The sequence below is a fragment of the Paenibacillus rhizolycopersici genome (assembly GCF_014947195.2).
Taxonomy (GTDB): Bacteria; Bacillota; Bacilli; order Paenibacillales; family Paenibacillaceae; genus Fontibacillus; species Fontibacillus rhizolycopersici.
This window is the reverse complement of record NZ_JADCNN020000014.1, coordinates 80,556-102,195: the sequence shown is the minus strand read 5'-3', so window position 1 is coordinate 102,195 and position 21,640 is coordinate 80,556. Positions and strand designations below refer to the sequence as shown.

Below are 21,640 nucleotides of genomic sequence, written 5' to 3'. Positions count from 1 at the left end.
GTATTCACTCAACCAACCAACGGCGGAGCACATTCGCGTGATTATACTCCGGGTCCTTGGCGGCATACAGCAAAGTAACCGGGCGCTCGCGCGCGAGTTCGCGGATACGGTCGGCTAGCACGGCGCACTCCGGGCTGGTGTTCAGTTCCCGGACATAGCTTGTGCTGAAATCTGCATACCGTTCCATCCGGTGCGCGAATTGCTTGCGCAGCTCCGGGCTCGGTGCGATCGCCTTCATCCACTCGTCGATCGCCGCATCCGCCTTGGTCATCCCGCGCGGCCATAAGCGATCGACCAAAATGCGATACCCGTCGGCGGGGGCGGCAGGTTCGTAGATCCGTTTCACGCGGATCTGCGCTTCTTGCATCGTCCGGGGCGAGCCCGCTGCGGCAAACTGCCGCACCTCATCCGCCGTCGGCATGCCCGCCTGGGCGCCGAACTTCGTCACGGCCAGCGCGGAGGCCAGCGACGCAAAGCGTATCGCGGCCTCCAGGCCCTCCCCTTGGGCGAGCGCCGTCGCCAACGCGGCGTTGAAGCAGTCGCCGGCCCCGGTCGTGTCCACGACGGAGACGGCATGCCCCTTCACCGGGCGGACCTCCCCGGCCTCATCCAGATAGGCCGATCCGTCGGCTCCCAGCGTTGTCACGACCTGGGCCGCGCCCAAGTCCTTCAGCCGCCGCATCGCCGAGCGGAGGAAATCGCCGGTCGATGTGCGGGTCGTCTCCGACTCCATCCCGGCATACCGTCCGAGTTCGGTGCGGTTGGGCGTCAAATAGTCGATATGGCCATAGAGTTCCTGCGGCAGTTCTCGGGCCGGCGCGGGGTTCAGGATGACCTGCTTGCCCAGCGATTTGGCGGTGCGAGCGGCGTAAAGTACCGTCTCCACCGGGATTTCCAGCTGGAGCAGCACGATATCGGCTTGCTTCAGCTTGTCCAGGTGCTGATCGATATCCGCGGGCGACACCCGGTCGTTAGCGCCGGGGACCACAACGATGCTGTTGTCCCCCTCGGCGACATAGATCGAAGCGACGCCTGTCGAAGCGTCGGGCAGCCGCTTAACGCCGCTGATATCAACGCCTTCCCGGCTCAGAGCAGCCAGTAGCTCATCGCCGAAGGCGTCCGCCCCGACCGCTCCGATCATCGAGGTGACCGCTCCTAAACGAGCGGCGGCAACCGCCTGGTTCGCGCCTTTCCCGCCCGGTATGAAGCGGACCCGTTCGCCGAGAAGGGTCTCCCCGATTTGCGGGATTAGCCGTGTCTCGACGACGATATCCATATTTAAACTGCCGATCACAGCTACATTAGGCGTTGACATGATCATCCGTCCTTAACTGAAGTAGTTTTTGCCTTCAAGTTTATGCCAGAACCGTCTTTTGAGCAAGCCGTTCCGCCGGCTAACAGCTCTAACGCGGATCAGCAACGCTATTGGTCGAAAACAAGCCGTTTGGAAATGTAACTCTTGTGACAGAGCTTATATTGCTATTTCTCGGCGAAATATACGCAATTCCATCCTCATAAGCCTTCCGGCAAGCGTTAGATTCTCTCTCCCTCTCTTTTCGGCTTAATAAGCTCCCTGATAAGCGTTAGCGCACCAACGCCCAACGCCCGGCTCCATCCGCCGCAAAAAAGCCAGAGCCCCCGCATCCTAGATGCGATCGCTCTGGCCATTAGTTCGACTTATTGCGTGACAGAAGCTTGAGATCCTTGCACTGCCGTACCTTCCTCGCCGCCTTCTTTGGCGGTCTGCGGAGTTGGCGCCTGGTTCGTTGACCGAAGCGGCAGCTCCCGCAAGAAGAAGACCAGCACGAAAGCCACGACCAGCACCAAGGTTCCTGTCAGGAACACGGTGGACAACGTATTGCCCAGCGCGTCGCGGATACCTTGGATCATCTGCGCGAACAGCGGCTGCGCATCCGCAGGCAAACTGGCTTGCGTCTGCTCTAACAGCGGCTTGTTCATCAAGGTTTGAGGATTGGCAAAAGCGGTCATCTGCTGCACCATCTGCGGATCCACCTTGCTCATGTCGGGCGCTGAGGACGACTGCAGCGCTTCTTTCAGGTTCTTCGTCAAATTGTTCGACATGACGGTACCCATGACGGCGATCCCGATCGTACCGCCAAGGTTACGGAACAACTGCGTCGAAGCGGTAACTACGCCAAGCTCTTTATGCGGCACGGCGTTTTGCGTAGCCAGCGAGAACACCGGCATCCCGACGCCTAGACCTAAACCGAACACGATCATACTGACGATGGCGACCGGTACACTGTGCATGAAGATCATAATGGCCATCCCTGCAATCATGATTGGAATGCCAAACAATGCAAATTGTTTGTATTTGCCCTTCTTGGCGATCATTTGGCCGGTGATGGCACTCGCGACAACCATGACGATCGACATTGGCATGGTGACATAGCCGGCATACGTTGGCGAAATGCCCAGCACGCCCTGCACGAAGAACGACAGGTAGATCAAGGCGCCCATCATCCCGAAGTTCATAATGAACCCGATAATATTCGAAATCGTCACAACATCATTCTTAAACAAGTGAAGCGGCAAAATCGGATTTTGTACCTTCGATTCGACGAACACGAAGATCAAAGCGGATACGACCGAGGCCACAAGCAAGCCGATAATCTCCGTCGAACCCCAAGCGTACGTCGTTCCCGCCCAAGAGAAGGCCAGCAGCATCGGTACGATCGTCGTTGTCATGAACAGCGAACCCAGATAGTCGATGCTTTGGGATTTGCCGCGTTCCATTTTCGGAAACAGCATCAGGATCATGACAAACGCTACGATACCAAGCGGCAGGAAAATCCAGAACAGCCAGTGCCAATCCATGTGATCGACGAGATATCCGCCCAAGGTTGGGCCAAGTACGCTGGAGAAGCCGAAAATGGCGGTCATCAGGCCCATCCATTTACCGCGCTCACGCGGCGGGAACAAGTCGCCGACGGCCGTAAAGGCGGTCGATTGGATGATACCGGCCCCGATCCCTTGAATCCCCCGGTAGGCAATGAACTGGAAGACGTCTGAGGACGTCCCCGTCATAAAGGCGCCTGCCATAAAGAGCAGGATCCCGATCAGCAAAAACGGCTTCCGCCCATACATGTCGGACAACTTGCCGACCAGAACGGTAGCGATCGTCGACGTCAACAAATAAATGTTGATCGTCCAGGTGTAATAGTCCATGCCGTCCAGAATCGAAATGATTCGCGGCATGGCGGTGCTCACGATCGTCTGGTTGATGGCTGCGAAGAACATCGCGGCCATGATAGCGATCATGATCGAAACTTTGCGTTTAAGTGATAAGTGTTCCATGTAGTTTCTCCATCTCCGTTATGATTTATTTTCTATATTTGCAAGCACTACGCCAAAGATTCGTCGCAAATGCTGTAAATCTTCCTCATGCAACTGATCAAATATCCCCTCAAGCATTTCCTTCTGCCGTTCGGTAACCTGGCTGATGATTTCCCTGCCTTGATCCGTTATCGAAATATTGACAACCCGGCGGTCGTTCTCCCCGCGCTCCCGGTTGACGAAGCCTTCCGTGACCAGCCGGTCGGTGATTCCCGTGATCGCCGCCGAAGTAATTCCCAGCGCCTCCGCCAACTGTGATACGGTATGCGTTCCGGTAGCATTCAGCATGTGGAGCATTTTAAATTGCGGAAAACTGAGGTTAAAATCGCCGCCGCGTTTGTTCCACTCCTGAGTGATCGCCTTAATCAGCGTTCGAAACATCGAAGTCACTTCGAACAGCTCTTCTCTTTTTACCAATGTCCTTTTCCCTCCTTCCTGCCTCGAGCCATTCGTTTATTTAACAATTTAATTAATTTACTGTTTAAATATTTTAGCGTTTAATAATATACTCCCTAATGAATCGCCCGTCAAGCCTTCCTCGCCACAAAAATTTTGACATGGAAATTATAGCCCCAAGTCCCTTAAGCTCACTGGAAAGTAATAAAAGGAGCCGTTCATCTGGCCGCGGCCGGTGAACAGCTCCTTTCTTATTTTTCTACCTATTCTTCTTCTTTGAATACCGGTTGGATCGACAACTCGAAATCAAATGACTTCTCGGCAAAACGGTAAGGCTCTGCCAACTGTGGTCCGCAGGAGCCAGACCCCGCGCCACTCATCTGGTAATCAAGCGAAACGATTGTTTCGGGACGCCGCTTCAGCTCGTACGTATGTTTTGCCGCCGTTAGGTCCTCGGCCGTATAATGCAAAGCCTGGAATGAGAACGGCTGTGCCGCCGCGAATTTCAGCCCCATGCCTTGCACAGTGGATGCGATCGCCCAATCCGTGCCGTAACGGGAACCAGTCTCTTGCGGCATGACATAATTCTCGAACATGTCATCGACGGATAGCAGGTATTTTCCTTTGCGTACGCTCGCGCGTTTGTCAATGTAGCTCTCGTGCGGACCGTAGCCGTAATATTCGATCTCCTCGGTCCCCTCCGGCATCATCAGCTCGAGACCGATGCGCGGAAGATAAGGAAGATTCTCTCGCACGTCGGCATGTACCGCCAGCTTGACTTCCCCCGTGGCCGCAACCGTCCAGACGGCACGACCGCGCAGGAACGGTTCGTAGCTGTAGCTGCCGAGCGAGAAGTCCACGTGAACTTCGACCGTAGCGTCCGGCTTCTGTTCCCAGCGGCTGGCGTATACCTTCATGGTTGCATGATGCAGCCCCGCCGCTTCCCATTCTCTTCGAATATACATGTCGTTATCCATCGGCGCCCGCCATAAGTTAAACCGGGCCGGACGGGAAAGCAGCGGAACGCCTTGCTTCGACAACTGCTGCGGCATGCCCTGCTTTAGGTCGAAGACGTGTTCGAAGTCAAATCCGGTGACGGCCAGAAGTCCGTCTTGTTCCACCGCTTTCATAAAGGCGGCGTGTTCCCCGATCAGCGCCTGATCTTGACGCAGCTCGGCGTTTGCCCCCGGCAGCTCAAATTGATAGAAGGCGATTTCGTAGCCTTCCTCCGCCCAAGGCGTATCGAGCTGCTGCCGAACCGAACAGGTCAAGACGAACGGTCCTGGCACATCCTGCGGTAGATCGTAAGAGAGAGACAATGTCTGTGTCTCACCCGGTCCCGCGGTAAGCGAAGTCGAGCGTCCTTGCCGCAGCACTTCTCCCCCTCGCTCCAACTTCCAGCTGACCGTCAGGTGCGACAGACTGCTGAAGTCATAGCGGTTCCATACGCGGAACCTGCCTTGCCCGGCATCTTCCGCCTCAATAAGAACCGGTGCAATCACCTGCTTCAATTCCAACAACCCCGTGTGCGGCTGGCGGTCCGGCGATACCAGCCCGTCGATGCAGAAGTTCCCATCGTTCGGCTGATCCCCGAAATCGCCCCCATAAGCGTAATAACGCTGTCCGTCCGGTGTCTCGGCGGCGATGCCATGATCGCACCACTCCCAAACGCAGCCGCCCATCAGCTTCGGATATTGATAAATGACGTTCCAGTAGTCTTGTAAATCACCGGGGCCGTTCCCCATCGCATGGCTATACTCGCATAGAAACAACGGTTTGGTGCTATTCTCATCCTGGGCATACCGCTCGATTTCCTTCACCGAAGGGTACATACGGCTGTCCAGATCAAGGCAGTCCGTGTTCGGATCGCCGTAATACCGGGCATCCGCGCCTTCATAATGCACCGGCCGGGACGCGTCGCGTGCTTTCGTCCACTCCGCCATGGCCATATGGTTGGCCCCATACCCGGATTCGTTGCCCATCGACCAGAGAATGACGGAGGCGTGATTCTTGTCCCGCTCAACCATGCGGACTGCACGTTCCACGAACGCATCCCGCCACTCCGGGTCCTTCGTCAGCTTGTGGAAGACTCCCTCTTCAAGTTTGCCGGTGCTGGTGACGCCATGGCACTCCAAGTCCGCTTCATCGACGACGTAAAACCCGTATTCATCGCATAAATCAAGAAATTTCGGATCGTTCGGATAATGTGAGGTGCGGATCGTATTCACGTTATGCCGCTTCATGAGCTTAAGATCCGTAATCATGTGATTCACCGGGATCGTCTGCCCCAGCTCCGGATGGGAATCGTGGCGGTTAACTCCCTTCAGCTTCACGGCACGGCCGTTGATGCGGAAGATGCCGTCTATGATCTCTACCTTTTTGAAACCGACGCGAAAACGCAGGACCTCTTGCCCCGCCGTCAGCAGCAGCTCATACAATCGAGGCTGCTCGGCGTTCCACAACTGCGGCTGCGGCACATCCAACTCGATGGCCCCTTTGCCGTCCATTTGCGCCTCCTGCCGTCCCACCAACTTTCCTGTCGGATCCCGTAATTCCGCTTGCACCGTCAGGCTGCCCGTCGTTTCGATCTCCGAGCGAAGCTTGCCCTCAGACAGATCAGCCGACAACTGCGGTTGGTTGAACACATCGCGGATATGCGTATTTTCCCGGGAGAGTAAATAGACATCGCGATAAATTCCGGAGAACCGCCAGACGTCCTGATCTTCTAAATACGTGCCGTCGCACCATTTCAACACCAGAACAGCGATGCGGTTGCGACCCGCCGCGACGAACGGCGAAAGGTCGAACTCCGCTGGAATCCGACTGCCTTGGCTGTAACCCACGAAACGGCCGTTCACCCACAAGTAGAAGCAGGCATTGACCCCTTCGAACACGATATGCGTCTCTTTCTTCGTCCACGCTTCCGGCAAATTGAAATCCCTGACATAGGTGCCTGCCGGGTTGTCATCCGGTACGAACGGAGGATCATAGGGGATGGGGTAATTCACGTTCGTGTAATGCAGTTGATCGTAACCGTTGGTTTGCCAGCAGGAAGGCACGATCAAATTGTCCCAAGCGCTTACATTCGTTTCCGTTTCAAAAAAGCTTCCCTCTACCTCGCGAAGACTACGATGATAGCGGAATTTCCACATTCCGTTTAACGTTTGGTAATGCGGTGAGCGGCCTCGTTTTCCCGTCCGAGCCGTCTCGGCGTTTCCGTGCGGAATAAAGGAGGCGCGGGCCGGCAGCCGGCCGATGTGCAGACACGATAAATTTTCCCATTCATAGTTCAGTTCCAACATGAGTCACACTCCCAAAACGATTTGCTCTCATTATAGAGGTGGGATATAATCGGGCGGAAGCCACAAATCGGACAATCCACTAGACAAAAAGGACAAAATGGAGGAAACGCCCATGGATCTTCTCCCGCTCAAAAGTAATTTAACCCCCTCCCACAACGAACTTTTGCCGCTGTCTGTATATACGGTCGGAACGGAAATCCAGCCGCCACTCACGCGGATGAAGGGATTTTCGGCGCACCAGCTATTCTTGACCCTATCCGGGGCAGGACAATTTCGTCGGCTGAACGTCGACAAGGACAAATGGGACATCCTTCATCCAGGGCAACTGCTCTTCATCCCCGCCGGCTGCGCCCATGAGTATATGCCTTACGGGGAACAGCCCTGGTTCGTCGGGTATGTCACGCTGCTGGAAAACTTCGGCGAAGTGTTAAGCCGATGGGGCTTTGGGAGTACGCCTCGGCTGCTGCAACTGTCGGATGTCTCCCTATTTACGGACCGACTGTTAGCCATCTGGCAACGATCCGGTAACGATCATGACCCTTGGCAAACGACCGAATTGCTGTATTCGCTACTGCTGGCGATCCTTAAGGATACGTCGGGGCAAACAAGCTTACGGACCGATGCTGCCGTCCCACCGGTACAGCCGGTTGCACCTGCTGCCTCCTACCGGGCATCGGTCGTGGAGGTCGCGGTCCGCTTCCTGCACGACCACTTGAACCGGCCGATCACCATTGCCGGGTTGGCGGGCCATGTCGGCTATTCGCAAAAACAGTTGACCCGGTTGTTCCGGCAATCGATGGGATTAACGCCGCTGCAGTATCTCCATCAGATCCGGCTGAAAACGGCCCGGCATCTGCTGCTCGAGCATCCCGACATGACGATCCGCCAAGCGGCCGCCTATGTCGGCTTAGAGCCGGTTTATTTTGCCCGGCTATACAAACGTGAGTTCCGCCGCCTGCCATCGGAGGAGCTTCGCGAGGGGCGGTAGGTGGCCTCACCGGCCGGGAGTTGCCCCTACTGCGCGGAACGTACCAGATGCCTTGAGATGAATTCCGGCCAAGCAGCCCGCATTTCCGCGGTTTCCATATGACCGCCGCCGGTGATGACGGTCTGCCAATGGTCCGGCTTCCCGGCGGCCGCATAAGCTTCGCGCAAGCCTTGATCCAGCAGTTGCACCCCTTCGAACGGACATAACCGGTCGTTTCGACCGACGAGGCTCATGCGGGGACGGGGGACGATCAGCTTTTGAATCTCTAAAGTCGTAAAATGTTTCAGCAACCCAGGGACATAGTAATAAAACCCGTGATGCTCCAAGCCGCGCCTAGCGACCAAGGTTTCTGCATCGACCTGCCCGCAGAGGTCGACCACGACGCCAACCCGCTCATCAAGCGCCGCCAGCCACCAAGACATCAGCCCCCCCATGGACATGCCCATCGTTCCGATTCGCGAAGCATCCACGTCGCTACGCGTGCACAAATAATCGATCAAGCGGTGGTTATCATAAAGCATCATGCCCCATAACGAGCGTCCGTTCCATAACATCTCCTTCACAAGCTCCCCCTCGGTTCTGCCGCTGCGCTCATTGAAGGCCCACATATCGATGCAGCAAACGGCGCAGCCCAATCCGGTCAACACCTTGGCAAATGAAGGCTCTTGAAGGTAAGCGCTGCTGCGGATCATCTCCTTGCGGCCGTTACCATAATTTCCTCCATGGGAATGGTTAAACACGATCAGCGGGAAAGGTCCCTCCCCTTCCACTGGCTTGGCAAAATACACCGGTACAAGCTCCAGTCCGTTCAAATCCAGCAGCAACGTCTCCAGCATAACCCCGTCGAGCACCTCCTGCTTCAGCAAGCGGGCAGATACCGGTCGCTCGAAGGAGGGCAATTCCCCGAGCGCTTTCCACAATTTCGACCGCTGTTCCTTTACGCCCATTACAGCTCATCCCTCCGATCATTTTACTCCCGATTATAGCGCTTCCATCGCCCTGCAGGCAATTTATATTTTCACGTGTGCATAGCTTGTTTTCCTTGACTATTTGGAGAATTATGAATTAAAATGTAAACGTGAAAATAACCAGTGACTTCCTACGAAAGATGAGGTTCTATGATTACGATCAAAGACATTGCTCGCGTGGCCGGCGTGTCTCACACCACGGTGTCCCGGGCGCTGAACGGCAGCCCGCTGATTAAGCCGGAGACGCGGGACAAAATCGAAAAAATCGCCGCCGAAATGAACTATATCCCGAATGTCAGCGCCAAAAGTTTGGTGATGAAGAAGACGTACACGATCGGATTGTTTTTCTCAAGCATCGATCAAGGAACGTCCGCCAGCTTTCTCGTCGATGCGATCAAAGGCATACACCATTCGCTGGATGAGAACTACAGCTTAACCGTACACGGGATTGACGGCATCCGCCACTTAGAGGGCATTTCGCCGCACCGCTTCGACGGTATTCTGGTCATGAGCCAAAGCGATGCGGACAATGCGTTCATCTACCATGTCAAGAAGGCCGGAATTCCGCTTGTCGTCCTGAACCGCCATCTGGACGATCCCGGCATCGCCAACGTCGTGGCGAACGACCGCGAAGGCGTACGGGAGGCGATCGACTATGCGATCGGCCGCGGCCATCGCCGTTTGGCGATTATGGAAGGCAAAGCGGGCTTTCGATCGGCGGCCGAACGGAAGCAAGGTTTCCTGGAAAGCTTGCTCGCCCATGGCCTCTCCCTTCCCGCCGAGTATCAAACGGTCGGAGATTACAGCATCGACAGCGGATACCGGACGATGAATTCGCTGCTGGATCTGCCCGAACCGCCAACCCTGGTATTTTGTGCGAACGATGATATGGCGATCGGGGCCATGAACGCTTGCTTCGCTCGCGGGGTGAGCGTGCCGGATCAGGTGTCCTTGATCGGATTTGACGATATCGTATTCGCCAGCTATACGAATCCGGCCATGACGACGATCCGCAAACCGGTCGCCGATATCAGCGAGCTCGGCACCCGGAAGCTGATTGAGCTGATGAAGCCTCAGGGACCGGACCAAACGGATGCCGAACAACCGGGCGAGACGCTCTTCGTCCCAACGACGCTGATGATCCGACAGTCGGTAGCCGGGATTTAAGCTCAGCCGGTTGACGCCGAATGACAGTAGTTTTTCGAGAATTCGGCGCATTCGCGGCCCTTAGCTGCAACCCGGTTACATCTCTTTTGTCTCATTTTGTTCACGTGTGCATACATTCCTAATAGAGGAGTCGAGGAGCCAATGGATACGCAGCTTCCGCTTTATCCGCTCTTATCCCGAACCTTATTCCCCGAATTGCCCGCCTACCCGGAACGAATGATTCAGTTCGGCGAAGGCAATTTCATCCGCGCCTTCACCGCCTGGCAGGTCCAGCAGATGAATCGGCAAGGACGTTTTCAGGGCAGCTTGGTGATGATCAAGCCGCAAGGAAGTCCGGTATCCGAACATTATGCCAAGCAAGATCATCTTTATACGGTGCTCATGAACGGAATCGCGGAGCAGCAAATCGTCCGCGAGCACGAGATCATTAGCTCCGTCAGCCGGTTGATCAGCCCGTACACCGAATATGAACAATTCCTCGCCCTGGCGGAGCAGGACTCTCTGGAATTCATCACCTCGAACACAACCGAGGCCGGCATCGCCTACAACCCGGAAGACCGCTTAACGGATGCACCACAGCGCAGCTTCCCCGGCAAGCTGACCGCCCTGCTCTATCGCCGTTATCAGTTGGGGAAGGCGGGATTTACGATCATCCCTTGTGAGCTGATCGACCGCAATGGCGAGAAGCTGCGCCAAATCGTACTGCGTTACGCCGCGGAGTGGAATTTGGGCAACGGGTTCACGGAATGGCTCGAACGGGATAATACGTTTTGCTGCAGCCTCGTAGACCGCATCGTTCCTGGATTTCCGCAGGAAAAAGCGGATCATTGGGAGCGGGAGCTCGGCTATCGAGACCGCCTGATGGTAACCGCTGAACCATACCTGCTGTGGGTCATCGAAGGCCCGGATTGGCTGCCTGAACGGCTGCCGCTGGCCGAGGCGGAACTGAACGTTATTTTCACGGAAGATTTACGCCCGTACCGGGAGCAAAAGGTCCATCTGCTGAACGGCCCTCACACGGCGATGGCCGCTTTGGGCTTACTAGCCGGCCTGGAGACCGTCGAGGAAGTGATGAACGACGAGGATTTATCCGTATTTGTACGGGAGTTGATGGAAGAGGAGATTCTTCCGATGTTGGATTTGCCTAAGGCAGGGCTGCTGGCTTATGCCCAGGCCGTACGGGAACGATTCATGAACCCATTCATCCGGCACGAGTTGGCTTCGATCTCGCTGAACAGCATCGCCAAATTCCAGACCCGGCTGCTGCCCGTTCTCCTGCGTTACCGGCGGGAACGCGGCGAGCTTCCGAAGCGGATCGCCCTTGCTTTTGCCGCGTTGTTAGTCGGCTACCGGGGCGACCGGCTGGAGCGGAAGGACAGCCCCGACGTGCTTGCGCTCTTCGATCAGGCCTGGGCACAGCCCGCTGAAGTGATTCCGACCCTTTTACGGGATGTCCAGTTATGGGGCGAGGATTTGTCCGACGTACCCGAGCTTGCCGCGTCCCTGGAGCAATATGTCCGAAAGCTGGACGCGTTTGGTGCCCGAGCCACGTTACAATGGATAGGAGGCGGCAGCCCATGCGGCGATTAATGAGAATGAATTCGCGCGACAATGTCGCGGTAGCCTTACGGCCCATCGAAGCTGGCGAGGGGATCCAATGGGACGATCTGATCGTTGAAGCCAAGCAAGACATTCCTCAAGGTCACAAAATCGCGCTACACGATATCCCCGCCGGTTCGGCTGTCACCAAATACGGCTACCCCATCGGTCATGCCGTGACAGCGATCGCTCGAGGCGAATGGGTGCATATGCATAATGTGAAAACGAATCTGGCCGGCGAGGAGCAGTACGAATATCAACCCGACTTGCATCCCGTGATTTACCCGAAACGTCCGCTGACGTTTCAAGGGTATCGCCGGGCTAACGGGAAAACAGGCATTCGGAATGATCTGTACATTGTGCCGACCGTTGGCTGCGTAAACGGGATAGCCGAGCAGATGATCAGCGCTTTTAAAGCGGAGCATCCAGATCTCGGTCCCTTCGACAATATCACCGTGCTCAAGCACCCCTACGGCTGCTCGCAGCTGGGCGAAGACCACCTCATGACGCGCAGCATTCTCGCGGATGCCGTACTGCATCCCAATGCGGGCGGCGTGCTGGTGTTCGGCCTAGGCTGCGAGAACAACATCGTTGCCGAGTTCCGCCAGCGCCTGGGCGATTACGACGAGCAACGCGTCAAATTCCTCGTAGCCCAGGAGGTCGAAGACGAGCTGGAGGCGGGGCTGGCGCTGCTCGACGAACTGGTCGAGGCGGCCCGGAACGACCGCCGGGAGCCGGTACCGCTCAACGAGCTGAACGTTGGGCTGAAGTGCGGCGGCTCCGACGGTTTTTCCGGAATTACGGCGAATCCGCTGCTCGGTGCTTTCTCCGATTTCCTTATTTCCCAAGGTGGCTCTACCATCCTAACCGAGGTGCCTGAAATGTTTGGTGCCGAACAGATGCTGATGGCCCGCGCCGAGAGCCAAGCGGTATTTGAACAAATCGTCGGCCTCATTAATGATTTTAAGCAATACTTCTTATCCTACGGCGAACCTGTCTATGAAAATCCATCGCCGGGCAACAAGGCTGGCGGCATCAGCACACTGGAGGACAAATCGCTGGGCTGCACGCAAAAAGCCGGGACTGCCCCGGTGGTCGACGTGCTGAAATACGGCGAGAAGTTGCGCAAGAAGGGGCTAAGCCTTCTGCAAGCGCCGGGCAACGACCTGGTGGCCTCCTCTGCGCTAGCCGCCGCCGACTGTCAGTTGGTCCTCTTTACGACCGGTCGCGGTACCCCGTTCGGCAGCTTCGTCCCCACGGTAAAAGTCGCCACGAACAATGAGCTGTTCAACCGCAAGCAGCATTGGATGGACTTCAACGCGGGCACCTTGCTGGATACGTCAATGGAGGATGTGCTGGAGAAGTTTATCGCTTATGTTATCGCGGTGGCGAGCGGGCAGAAAACTCGGAACGAACAGAACGAAGTACGTGAGTTGGCGATTTTCAAAACCGGGGTTACGTTATAGGAGTCAGAGCGATCCAAAAAGCCAGAGTCACCGTTTCCGGTCAGACTCTGGCTTTTTGGGAATCATGTATGTCAGATGCAGGCCTTATTAATTGAAAGCACGGACTCAAGGAATGTTATCGTCAAATCAACCCGTTAGCAAAGCCAACCTGTCTATTTGTTGGTATAACCGCTCCGCCTCGTCCGCCAAGTTAGGCTGATTCAGCCGGATCGACATGGCAAGCAACCGGTCGGCTTTCTGTTTGAGCCGCTTGATCTCCATCATAACCACTTCTTGATCCATCCCCGGATAACGTTTCACGAGCGTTACTCCTTTCACCACATTTACTAAAAACATCCATTCGTCTTCCTCCAATTTACTTCATTTTGCAGTAGTGGCCATTTCCTGGAGTTTTGAAATAGGGACAATTTTTCTGCAAGCTTGATCTAGATCAAGAATAAGCCGACCGGTTGATGTTAACATAAGAGACAGGAAGACAATGATATCAACGATCATGATCCAAAAACCCATTCAATGAACCGGCCCGCTGACCGGTCAAGGAGGAACTATTCATGGAAAAGCTGGCATTAACCAACCTTCAAGACTACCAACCCGAGAAATTCACCAAACGCATTGCCTTCAAGAAAGGCGAAAGCGTCGTATTCGTGCTGAACTTTATGCCGGGGCAAGAGCTGCCAACCCACACGCATCCGAATACCGACGTGTTTATTCTTGCCCTGCAAGGTAGCGGAGCGATCACGGTGGACGGAGAAACCTCACCGCTGGGACAAGGCGAAGTATTGCATCTGGAAGGAGCCGAGTCTTTCTCCTACCGTAATGACGGAACCGAACCCGCTAGCCTGTACGTCATTCTAACGAAAGTTCCTTCGGCGGAATACGCGCAGAACATTTAACGCCAACTCCGGCTCATGCTAAGGGTTCGTCCCAGTAGAAAGTGAATCCGATAGGTGACTTTCTCTTGATAAATCATCGGCCAGGTGGGAACCCACCTGGCCGATGATTTGATTCAAGCAAGGTCAACTTCTACAATACGACCGAGCGTTTTTCTTGTACTGATCGGTAGGCAGCCTCCATAAGCCGGGTTAATTCCACGGCCGCACGGATATTTCCCTCCGCCGACGTACCATCTTGGATATGCCTAATCCACTGCGCAAACGCGCCTGCCCGGTTGGCTGGAATCTCCAGCTCATGCCATTGTCCAGCGTATTCCTCGCCTTTCGCACCGGTCCGCAGCAGCAGCTTCGACTCCGGCGTTCCGTACAGCAAGCTGCCTTCGGTTCCGTGAACCTCGATCGTAAATGGGGAATACGGATTCACAAATCCCGCCTCGGCGATCCCCACGGTCCCTGATGCCGTGCTTAATGTCATCACCGCGTTATCTTCTACCCGCTTGTCCATTACATACCCGAACTGCGCCGTAACCTCGACGGGGTCTTCTCCCAGAAACAGGCGAGTCAAATATACCGGGTGGCAGCCCAGGTCAATCAAAGCCCCACCGCCGCAATCCACCGGGTCATAGAAATGCTCCGGCAGCCATCCCGCTATCGCGCCATTGTGAGATAGTCGTACGCGAACCTGAGTGACACGTCCGAGCAGCCCTTCCTGCAACGCCTCCGAAATCGCCAATGTGTACCCGTCATTCAGTCGGGGCAAGGACACCGCCAACTTGACATTGTTTTGCTGCACCGCGTCCAGGATCTCCTGAACCTCTTGCAGATTAGGAGCCAACACTTTTTCCGTAAAGATATGCTTGCCTGCACGGGCCGCCTGCACCATCACGTCCCGATGCAATCGGGTCGGTGCATCCACGATGACCGCTTCGATGCCGCTGTCCAGCATTTCCGTCAATGAAGCGTAATACGGAACGCCCAGCTTCTCGGCCTGCTCCTGACCCCGTTCCGGGTTCTCGTCCCATACCGCCGTGATCTCGGTGTCGGGATGCGCCAAGGCCTCCTTTGTATAATCCCATGCATGCACATGCCAATAACTGATCATGCCAATCCGAATCGCTGCCATTCGCCATTCCTCCTCGGAATAAATGTCCAATTGATTCCTTCTTAATGTAACACAACCCCGGGCAAAAAACAGACCGAAGGCTGGACCACTCCGCCCCGGTCTGTTTGTTCATTTATTTCGCGATGAGGTCTCCCAATGAAACGGAATACCCCTTGGAGACATTACCAGAAGTGTCGACAGATTTGAACTGTACCGTGTACCCTTTCGGATTCTTCATGTCCGGCAGCACTACGGTCTGAACGCCGCGAGCTACCTCCATCATATCGCCGAATGGCTTCTTGTTCTTTAGCAGACGGATCTGCACCTTCTCGCCGTCCACATCGTACGGACCGTCCCAATATAGCCGGATCCGTCCGTTTTCCTTTACCGCGCACACATGTTCAACTTCCCCCGGAGGCGTATGGTCGCGGGGCGGTTCAGGAATCACGGGCGGCGCCGTGAATACGGCCGGATCGCCGAACGTGAACTTATCCAGGTTAAACAGCCAATCCGAGCCTTTGAAGAGGAGGAATACGATATGTTTACCGCGAACCGGGGAGGTAACCTCCGCCGAGAACACTTTAAACTCCTGCCAGCCGCCAGTTCCGGTGACGGCCGTCTCCGCGATCACGGGGCCGCTTGGGCTGTCCAGCCGTACCTCGATCGTCCCGCCGGCGGTATCGCTGGCGGCGCTGACATGGAATTGCGCTGCTCCGCCGTCTTCGCCAAAGTCTACGTAATTGTACATAGCATACGGCTGATTAGGTCCAAACATCCCTGCAAGATACGTTTGTCCCCCGCCTTGCTCCGTGCCGAAACCCGAACCGCTCGTATAGCTTTCGGCCTCCAGCTTGCCGTAAGCATCCTGGGCCTTGCCTTTAACAGTCGTAAAGCTGAACCAGTCGAGGTTACACGGAAAATCGCTGCCGTCCGTGCCATAGAACACCAGGTAGACGTCGTGGATGCCAGCCGCTGCCGTGTCATCGACCGTGGACATCACATCGATCCATGTCGCCCAGTCGCCAACAGCGGGAATAGGAAGGGTGCCGACGGTTAGCCCGTTCAAGCTATCCAACTTCACCTCGATCGTTCCGCCGCGGTTCCCGCTCGCGACATGCGCCGTGATTCCGGCCGCACCGCTGCCGAAATCGATGCCCTCATAATGAACGTACGCGCCATTCGTGATTCCCTCCAGGAAGCCATGCTCGCCGTTTCGGCTTACCCCGGAACTGGCGTCGAATTCGCCGGCCTTCCGTTTGGCATAGGCATCGGTTCTCGTCGGATCGGTCTCCGTAAACCGAAACCAGTTCAAGTTAAACAGATAGTCGTCATTCGCCTTGAGAAAAGTGAAGTAGACATCATGCTTTCCGGTTACCGTCACTGAATCGCCTTGGTCATCCTTGAGCACGGCAACCGCATCGATGAACTGGTTTCAGCCGCCCGTGCTTTCGACCCGGACCGTACCGATCTTAGGACCATCTTCGGCGTCCAGCCGAATTTCGATCGTTCCGCCGGACGTTCCGCTAGCTGCCCGGGCGATGAAGCCGACGGCTCCCGTCGTCCCGAAATCGACGTTTCTATAAACCGCAGTATGCCCGTGCTTTATTCCGCCCAGTTGCAACGTGCCTTCCGCGCTACCCTCTAGCACGAAGCCTTGGCCGATGTTGTATTTTTCCGCTTCGATTCGTTGATAAGCCGATTTCACTGGGTATGCCGGGACGATGGACTTCGGTTGCACGACCGTCAAGGCCTGGACGGCGCTGGAGGCGGCCCAGGATTCATAGGTTCCGGACAATAGCTGCCCGATCCAGTTGCCGTCGACGATGCCCTCTGCGTTCCGATGGCTCCAGGCCATGGTTGCATTCAAAGCCAGCCAATCGTCAAACTTCCGTTCAAACTCCCGATGAGCCCGGGGTTTGCTGCCATCTACCGCTTGCTGCAAGTACGCCAAATTGCGTAGTAGGATCGTTTTGCCGCCTTTCAGGTCCCCGTTCGGGCCTTCATAACCCAGCAGCCCATTGGCTTCCGTTTGATGCGCCATGGTAAACTGAGCTGCCTTGATCGCATCCTCCAGATACACCTTATCGCCGGTGACCCGGTGCAGCATGGTGGCGGCACCGATAAATGTCCCCTGATTATAATGCGTGGCATCCGGCACAGGGCCGCGATCCGGTTCAATCCGATCGAACACCTTGCCGTTTCCATCCGTCAGCATCGTTTTGCCCCAGCGGTAAATTCGGGTTGCCGCCTCCAGATAATGCGAGTCCTCCGTGATCTCGTACAGGAACACCGCTGCTTCGGCTGCCGGGAAGTTAATGCAGGCGTTCTTCGTGACATGCTCGCTGTTCAACCACCACAGACCGCCGTTCGCAAATTCGTCATCCCACTGGGTATCGTATACAAAATCAAAGTAATATTTCGCCTTGTCCAGGTAGCGGGCTTCCCCGGTGATTTGATAAGCTCTTGCGCTGGCCATCGCCCACCACATGATGTCATCGTTAAACGGATTATTCGTCCAGTCCTCGCCATATTTAAGAACGGCGCCGTCAAAAATATCGTCGATCTGGGCGCGAAGCTGCGCCTTCAGTTCCAGGTCCGAGGTGCGAAGATAAGCGTCCATGACCATTTCCCATAACTCGGCTTCCACCCAGAAGCCCTGGTAGTTGGAGCCGCGATTGGAATCGGCCCAATAGGATTTGGCCTTCGGATCCCAGAACTTGGCGTTAAAGGCTCGGATTGCGGCGTCCGCATCTGCGGAATTGAAGCTGGCCGCTTGAGCCTCCGGAGCCTTCGCCCCGGTAAGCAGCGATATCGAGAGTGCCATCGTCAAGGTGAGCGTAAGAAATTTCGAAGCGGTTCTTTTCACTTGATTCCCTTTCACGGCAAAACCTCCATTTGCGGATTCATTCCGTACTGAAAGCTAGCGCATGGCAATTTCCAGACCGCATAAGCTGAGCACGAATTCAACAAACATCGCGTTGGACCAAGAGAACCATTCCCGCGAGTATTCCGAAGGATTATCCTTGTGGAAACCTTCATGCACCAAATTCGTTCCGGCATCAGTTCGTTCGAACATGCCCAGAATGTCCAGCTTTTCCGATTCATCGAGTGCAGTGATTCCCTGGATGGACAAGGCGATGTGCCAGATATAGTTCGGGGGCGTGTGCGGGCTGCCGATCCCTTTGGCATAAGTTCCTTCATAGTAATAAGGATTGCGTCGGCTAAGGATCATCCGGCGGGTGTTCAGATAAATCGGATCGTCCTTGCTGCAGTAATCGAGATAAGGCAACGATAAAAGACTAGGCACATTGGCGTCATCCATCAGATTGACCCCACCGAGCCCATCCACCTCGTACGCATACACCTTTCCAAACTCCTCGTCATCGATGACCGCGTACTGTTCAATCCCCTGCCGAATGTCATCGCGCAGCGCGCGTACCTCATCGGCGAAATCGTCGTCCCCGTAAAACCGTTCATTGATCTCCAGCAAATAACCCAGCACGACGATCGCAAACAGGTTCGATGGAACGAGATAGCCGTATTTGCAGGCATCATCGCTTGGGCGGAAACCCGACCAGGTCATGCCCGTATACGTTACCGGTCCCGGGAGTCGATCCGTTTCCCCGCTGTTTTCCCGTACGAACGTATATTTCGAAAGTTCCTCGTGGCGCTGCTCGGTCCGCCAGGTTTGCAGGATCAGCTCGGCCGCTTGCTTGAATTCCGGCGTGAAGTGACGGGTCTCCCCGGTATTTTTCCAGTAAAGGTAGGCTAACTGAAGGGGATAACATAACGAATCTACCTCGTATTTGCGCTCCCAAATCCAACCGGACATCTCGGTCAAATCCGACTGATGGCCGCGAAAATTCTCGAATTCGTTAAACGCGTTGGCGTACGGATCTCGCAAGATCGATTGGCATTGCGTCATCAGTACCCCTTCGATAATCTCGCGCAAGCCGGCATCCTTCGCCGCCGGGATCAGATACGGCCGGAGCTGGTTGACGGAGTCGCGCAGCCACATGGCCGGAATATCGCCGGTCAGCATAAACACCGTTCCGTCCTCATGACGATGGATGGTCGTTTCCAGCGTATTTTCGTAACACCGTTTAAACATCTCCACGATTTTCGGGCGATGCTTCATCTTCGTTTCCACCAACGCGATGATGTCGGTTTGGGTTAGTTGCTCAGTCATGATCTCTCTCCTCCGTTTAATCTAGCAGTGGTTTGATGGGACTTTTTCCGCGTGGTTTCTTCACTCCGATAACTTCAGCTTTGCCGCCGCTTCCAGCAGCATCAAGCCGCTCAGCTGGACGCTGAGCTGGACCGGCAGGGTAGGTGGCTCCTTCCAGGAAGGGCCGCATAAGAGGGGGTTCTCAAGCAGCCCCTCGGAACGAAGCTTCTCCGCATTCATGAGAAGGACCTCCCGGACACGCGGGCAAGCCGGGTCGATCTCCAGGAGACGGACGAGGTAGCGAATCAGGATCCCTTTAAATAAGCCGGTATCGTCGATCCCCTCCTCGGGAAGCAGACCGGTGCCGGGCTCACCCAGCTCCTTGAAGCAGGCGGCAGCGGTCCGTCTGGCATCCTCCAGGTAAACGGAATCGCCGGTGCAGACGTACAATTCAACACCCGCACCGATAAAGACGCCCTGGCAATAAGTAAATCGCCAGTCTTTGTCGATCGTTCCATCCCCAGTGCGGTTCATGCCGTCCCACACAAAGCCGGTAGCGGGGTCGACCAGATGTGTTTTATTCCACTCGTAAATCCGTTTGGCCCAAGCGAGGTCGTCAGGTCGGCCGAACAAACCGTAGAGCCGGGCAGCCAGGATCGCTGCGGGCGCGTTGGCCGGGGTGTTTTTGTAATCGAGCTGATCCTTCTTCCACGCCATCCCGCCGCCGCAATGCGCATTCCAAGCCGTTTGGATATCCGCCCACAGCTCCTGGACCTTCTCCTCGTACCACGTCTCGCCGGTCGCCCGGTAAGCCCGCAGCAGCGCCAGCGCCGTCCATTCCATGTCATCATAATAATTGTGCGTTAACGCCCCGCCGTTATAGTGTTCCAGACTGATGCAGAACTGCCGCATCCGGTCCGGCAGCGCGGGGTCGGCGGTCCGCTCATAGGCGTCCACCAGCACGTCGAGGACGTGGGCTTGCCACCAGTAATAGAAGTTTTCGCCTGCAAGGCCCGCCGTACGCGGATACCACTGGTCCAGGATGCCGGTCTCCTCGTTCCTATAGCAGGCGAACAGGTCGCGGTGCACGTGTTCTGCCAGATGAGCCCAGCCCAGTTCGCGGCGGTCCATCATCGCGTCTCCCCTTCGGTCGCGGCATCCGGAGTTAACCCCGAGGCCGCCTCCATCAGCATGACGCCGCTCAGTTGCGAGCTGAGCGACACGACTTCGCCCTCCTTAGGAGCTCGGCTCCAATCTGTGCCAAACCGCGGTTGCCCCGATGCGGTCTGCCGGCTCCAGGCGCGTTCCGCCTGAAGGCCAACATACTCGGTAACTTCGGGATGGTCCGGGGCCGCATGGGCCAGCTCCGCCAAATAGCGGATCAAGATGCCTTTGAACAGCCCGGCGTCGCCGTCTCCTTCCTCCGGCAGCAGCCCGGTTTCGCTGGAGGTGAACTCCTGGAGGACGACGCGGAACGTGCGGAGCGCCGCCTCCAGGAAAGCCGCCTCCCCGCTTACCCGGTACATCTCCACGGAAGCTCCGATAAAGACGCCTTGGCAGTAGGTGAACTTCCAATCCTTGTCGATCGCGCCGTCTCCCGTCCGGTTCATGCCGTCCCACACCAGGCCGGTAGCCGGATCAACCAGGTTCGCTGCCTGCCAATCGTAAATTCGCTGCGCCCAAGCCCAATCGTCCGGGTTTTCAAACGCTTGGTACAACCTGGCCGCCAGGATGACGGCGGGGGCGTTGGCTGGGGTATTTTTATAGTCCAATTGCGATTTCTGCCAGGCAATCCCGCCGCCCATCTGCTCGTTCCATCCGGTTTGGATATCCTGCCACAGCAGGAGGGTAGTCTCCTTGTAGCGCGGTTCTCCGGTAACTTGATAGGCGCGCAACCAGGCGAGTGCCATCCATTCCATATCGTCGTACAGCTCATTGGGCCAGGCACCGCCGTTGCGCCGAAGAAGGCCGTCGTACAGCTCTTCCAGCCGCTTGGCATACCGCCGGTCTCCCGTGCGCTTCAGTCCGTCGACCAGCGTGTCGACCGCATGCGCCATCCACCAGTAATGAAAAATGTCGTTGCACGTCCCGTTTTCGCATGGCGTTTGGATATTATACATTTGGATCTCTTCGTTCCAGAACCTTTCATCTAGCGCAGTCTGGGCCAGGTCAGCCCGTTGCCGACGCACTTCGGTTTCTTTCATGGTGGTCTTCATGTGATCTCTCCCATCTGT

General features: G+C 56.0%; 16 protein-coding genes and 1 pseudogene. 5 read left to right on the top strand and 12 right to left on the bottom strand.

Annotated elements, in window-relative coordinates:
- Window positions 1-4: 4 nt before the first annotated feature.
- The 4 genes from rbsK to IM700_RS15570 all read right to left on the bottom strand — a co-directional run bounded on the left by rbsK (window position 5) and on the right by IM700_RS15570 (window position 7,055).
- Window positions 5-1,315 carry a ribokinase gene (gene rbsK, locus IM700_RS15585; protein WP_155605755.1) on the bottom strand — a complete coding sequence of 437 codons (1,311 nt, stop codon included), beginning with the start codon at window positions 1,313-1,315 and terminating at the stop codon, window positions 5-7.
- 362 nt (window positions 1,316-1,677) lie between these two features.
- On the bottom strand, window positions 1,678-3,318 hold the full coding sequence (locus tag IM700_RS15580) for an MDR family MFS transporter (protein ID WP_193416521.1): 1,641 nt from the start codon (window positions 3,316-3,318) through the stop codon (window positions 1,678-1,680).
- Between the two features lie 18 nt (window positions 3,319-3,336).
- The gene (locus IM700_RS15575) at window positions 3,337-3,774 is read right to left on the bottom strand and encodes a MarR family winged helix-turn-helix transcriptional regulator (protein WP_193416522.1); all 438 of its coding nucleotides are present in this window, start codon (window positions 3,772-3,774) and stop codon (window positions 3,337-3,339) included.
- A 242-nt stretch (window positions 3,775-4,016) separates the two neighbouring features.
- Window positions 4,017-7,055 (bottom strand): glycoside hydrolase family 2 TIM barrel-domain containing protein, encoded by a 3,039-nt coding sequence (locus IM700_RS15570; protein ID WP_193416523.1) that lies wholly within the window; start codon window positions 7,053-7,055, stop codon window positions 4,017-4,019.
- Window positions 7,056-7,167: 112 nt separating this feature from the next.
- Here IM700_RS15570 and IM700_RS15565 point away from each other — a divergent pair, with 112 nt between their 5' ends.
- The gene (locus IM700_RS15565) at window positions 7,168-8,043 is read left to right on the top strand and encodes a helix-turn-helix domain-containing protein (RefSeq protein ID WP_155605759.1); all 876 of its coding nucleotides are present in this window, start codon (window positions 7,168-7,170) and stop codon (window positions 8,041-8,043) included.
- A 26-nt stretch (window positions 8,044-8,069) separates the two neighbouring features.
- On the opposite strand, the gene IM700_RS15560 is transcribed toward IM700_RS15565, so the two are convergent.
- The gene (locus IM700_RS15560) at window positions 8,070-8,990 is read right to left on the bottom strand and encodes a dienelactone hydrolase family protein (RefSeq protein WP_193416524.1); all 921 of its coding nucleotides are present in this window, start codon (window positions 8,988-8,990) and stop codon (window positions 8,070-8,072) included.
- 171 nt (window positions 8,991-9,161) lie between these two features.
- On the opposite strand from IM700_RS15560, the gene IM700_RS15555 reads away from it, so the two are divergent.
- From IM700_RS15555 to IM700_RS15545, 3 genes are all read left to right on the top strand, one after another.
- The gene (locus IM700_RS15555; protein ID WP_193416525.1) at window positions 9,162-10,178 is read left to right on the top strand and encodes a LacI family DNA-binding transcriptional regulator; all 1,017 of its coding nucleotides are present in this window, start codon (window positions 9,162-9,164) and stop codon (window positions 10,176-10,178) included.
- A gap of 141 nt (window positions 10,179-10,319) precedes the next feature.
- A complete protein-coding gene (locus IM700_RS15550) occupies window positions 10,320-11,768 on the top strand; it encodes a tagaturonate reductase (RefSeq protein WP_193416526.1) in 1,449 nt (482 codons plus the stop codon).
- Window positions 11,756-13,243, top strand: coding sequence for a UxaA family hydrolase (locus IM700_RS15545; RefSeq protein ID WP_193416527.1), 1,488 nt, complete (start codon window positions 11,756-11,758; stop codon window positions 13,241-13,243). Before IM700_RS15550 ends, IM700_RS15545 begins: the two co-directional genes overlap by 13 nt.
- Window positions 13,244-13,369: 126 nt before the next feature.
- Here the strand turns inward: IM700_RS15545 and IM700_RS15540 are convergent, their stop codons facing one another.
- Entirely contained in the window at window positions 13,370-13,579 is a 210-nt protein-coding gene (locus IM700_RS15540; protein WP_155605769.1) for a hypothetical protein, read from the bottom strand.
- 215 nt (window positions 13,580-13,794) lie between these two features.
- Between IM700_RS15540 and IM700_RS15535 the strand changes: the two genes are divergently transcribed.
- Window positions 13,795-14,136: a cupin domain-containing protein gene (locus tag IM700_RS15535; RefSeq protein WP_155605770.1), complete on the top strand. Its 342-nt coding sequence runs from the start codon at window positions 13,795-13,797 to the stop codon at window positions 14,134-14,136.
- A 130-nt stretch (window positions 14,137-14,266) separates the two neighbouring features.
- Here the strand turns inward: IM700_RS15535 and IM700_RS15530 are convergent, their stop codons facing one another.
- From IM700_RS15530 to IM700_RS15510, 6 genes and pseudogenes are all read right to left on the bottom strand, one after another.
- A complete protein-coding gene (locus IM700_RS15530) occupies window positions 14,267-15,259 on the bottom strand; it encodes a Gfo/Idh/MocA family protein (RefSeq protein WP_193416528.1) in 993 nt (330 codons plus the stop codon).
- A 112-nt stretch (window positions 15,260-15,371) separates the two neighbouring features.
- Entirely contained in the window at window positions 15,372-16,550 is a 1,179-nt protein-coding gene (locus IM700_RS23250) for a carbohydrate-binding protein (RefSeq protein ID WP_239483947.1), read from the bottom strand.
- Window positions 16,539-18,062 (bottom strand): annotated as a pseudogene (locus tag IM700_RS23245) (glycoside hydrolase family 76 protein); the annotation flags it as partial. The gene IM700_RS23250 and the pseudogene IM700_RS23245, both read right to left, overlap by 12 nt.
- Window positions 18,063-18,158: 96 nt before the next feature.
- On the bottom strand, window positions 18,159-19,427 hold the full coding sequence (locus IM700_RS15520; RefSeq protein WP_193416529.1) for a glycoside hydrolase family 125 protein: 1,269 nt from the start codon (window positions 19,425-19,427) through the stop codon (window positions 18,159-18,161).
- Window positions 19,428-19,487: 60 nt separating this feature from the next.
- Window positions 19,488-20,537, bottom strand: a complete 1,050-nt coding sequence (locus IM700_RS15515; protein WP_239483941.1) for a glycoside hydrolase family 76 protein — start codon at window positions 20,535-20,537, stop codon at window positions 19,488-19,490.
- Complete coding sequence (locus IM700_RS15510; protein ID WP_239483939.1) at window positions 20,537-21,622, bottom strand: glycoside hydrolase family 76 protein; 1,086 nt, start codon at window positions 21,620-21,622, stop codon at window positions 20,537-20,539. The genes IM700_RS15515 and IM700_RS15510 overlap by 1 nt, the downstream gene beginning before the upstream one ends.
- Between the last annotated feature and the right edge of the window lie 18 nt (window positions 21,623-21,640).

Coding starts and splice junctions, on each gene's coding strand:
- IM700_RS15560 (WP_193416524.1), bottom strand. CDS start 8,990: ATGGGCGTAAAGGAACAGCGGTCGAAATTGTGGAAAGCGCTCGGGGAA.
- IM700_RS15555 (WP_193416525.1), top strand. CDS start 9,162: ATGATTACGATCAAAGACATTGCTCGCGTGGCCGGCGTGTCTCACACC.
- IM700_RS15570 (WP_193416523.1), bottom strand. CDS start 7,055: ATGTTGGAACTGAACTATGAATGGGAAAATTTATCGTGTCTGCACATC.
- IM700_RS15510 (WP_239483939.1), bottom strand. CDS start 21,622: ATGAAGACCACCATGAAAGAAACCGAAGTGCGTCGGCAACGGGCTGAC.
- IM700_RS15540 (WP_155605769.1), bottom strand. CDS start 13,579: ATGTTTTTAGTAAATGTGGTGAAAGGAGTAACGCTCGTGAAACGTTAT.
- IM700_RS15545 (WP_193416527.1), top strand. CDS start 11,756: ATGCGGCGATTAATGAGAATGAATTCGCGCGACAATGTCGCGGTAGCC.
- IM700_RS15565 (WP_155605759.1), top strand. CDS start 7,168: ATGGATCTTCTCCCGCTCAAAAGTAATTTAACCCCCTCCCACAACGAA.
- IM700_RS15530 (WP_193416528.1), bottom strand. CDS start 15,259: ATGGCAGCGATTCGGATTGGCATGATCAGTTATTGGCATGTGCATGCA.
- IM700_RS15515 (WP_239483941.1), bottom strand. CDS start 20,537: ATGGACCGCCGCGAACTGGGCTGGGCTCATCTGGCAGAACACGTGCAC.
- rbsK (WP_155605755.1), bottom strand. CDS start 1,315: ATGTCAACGCCTAATGTAGCTGTGATCGGCAGTTTAAATATGGATATC.
- IM700_RS15580 (WP_193416521.1), bottom strand. CDS start 3,318: ATGGAACACTTATCACTTAAACGCAAAGTTTCGATCATGATCGCTATC.
- IM700_RS15550 (WP_193416526.1), top strand. CDS start 10,320: ATGGATACGCAGCTTCCGCTTTATCCGCTCTTATCCCGAACCTTATTC.
- IM700_RS15520 (WP_193416529.1), bottom strand. CDS start 19,427: ATGACTGAGCAACTAACCCAAACCGACATCATCGCGTTGGTGGAAACG.
- IM700_RS15535 (WP_155605770.1), top strand. CDS start 13,795: ATGGAAAAGCTGGCATTAACCAACCTTCAAGACTACCAACCCGAGAAA.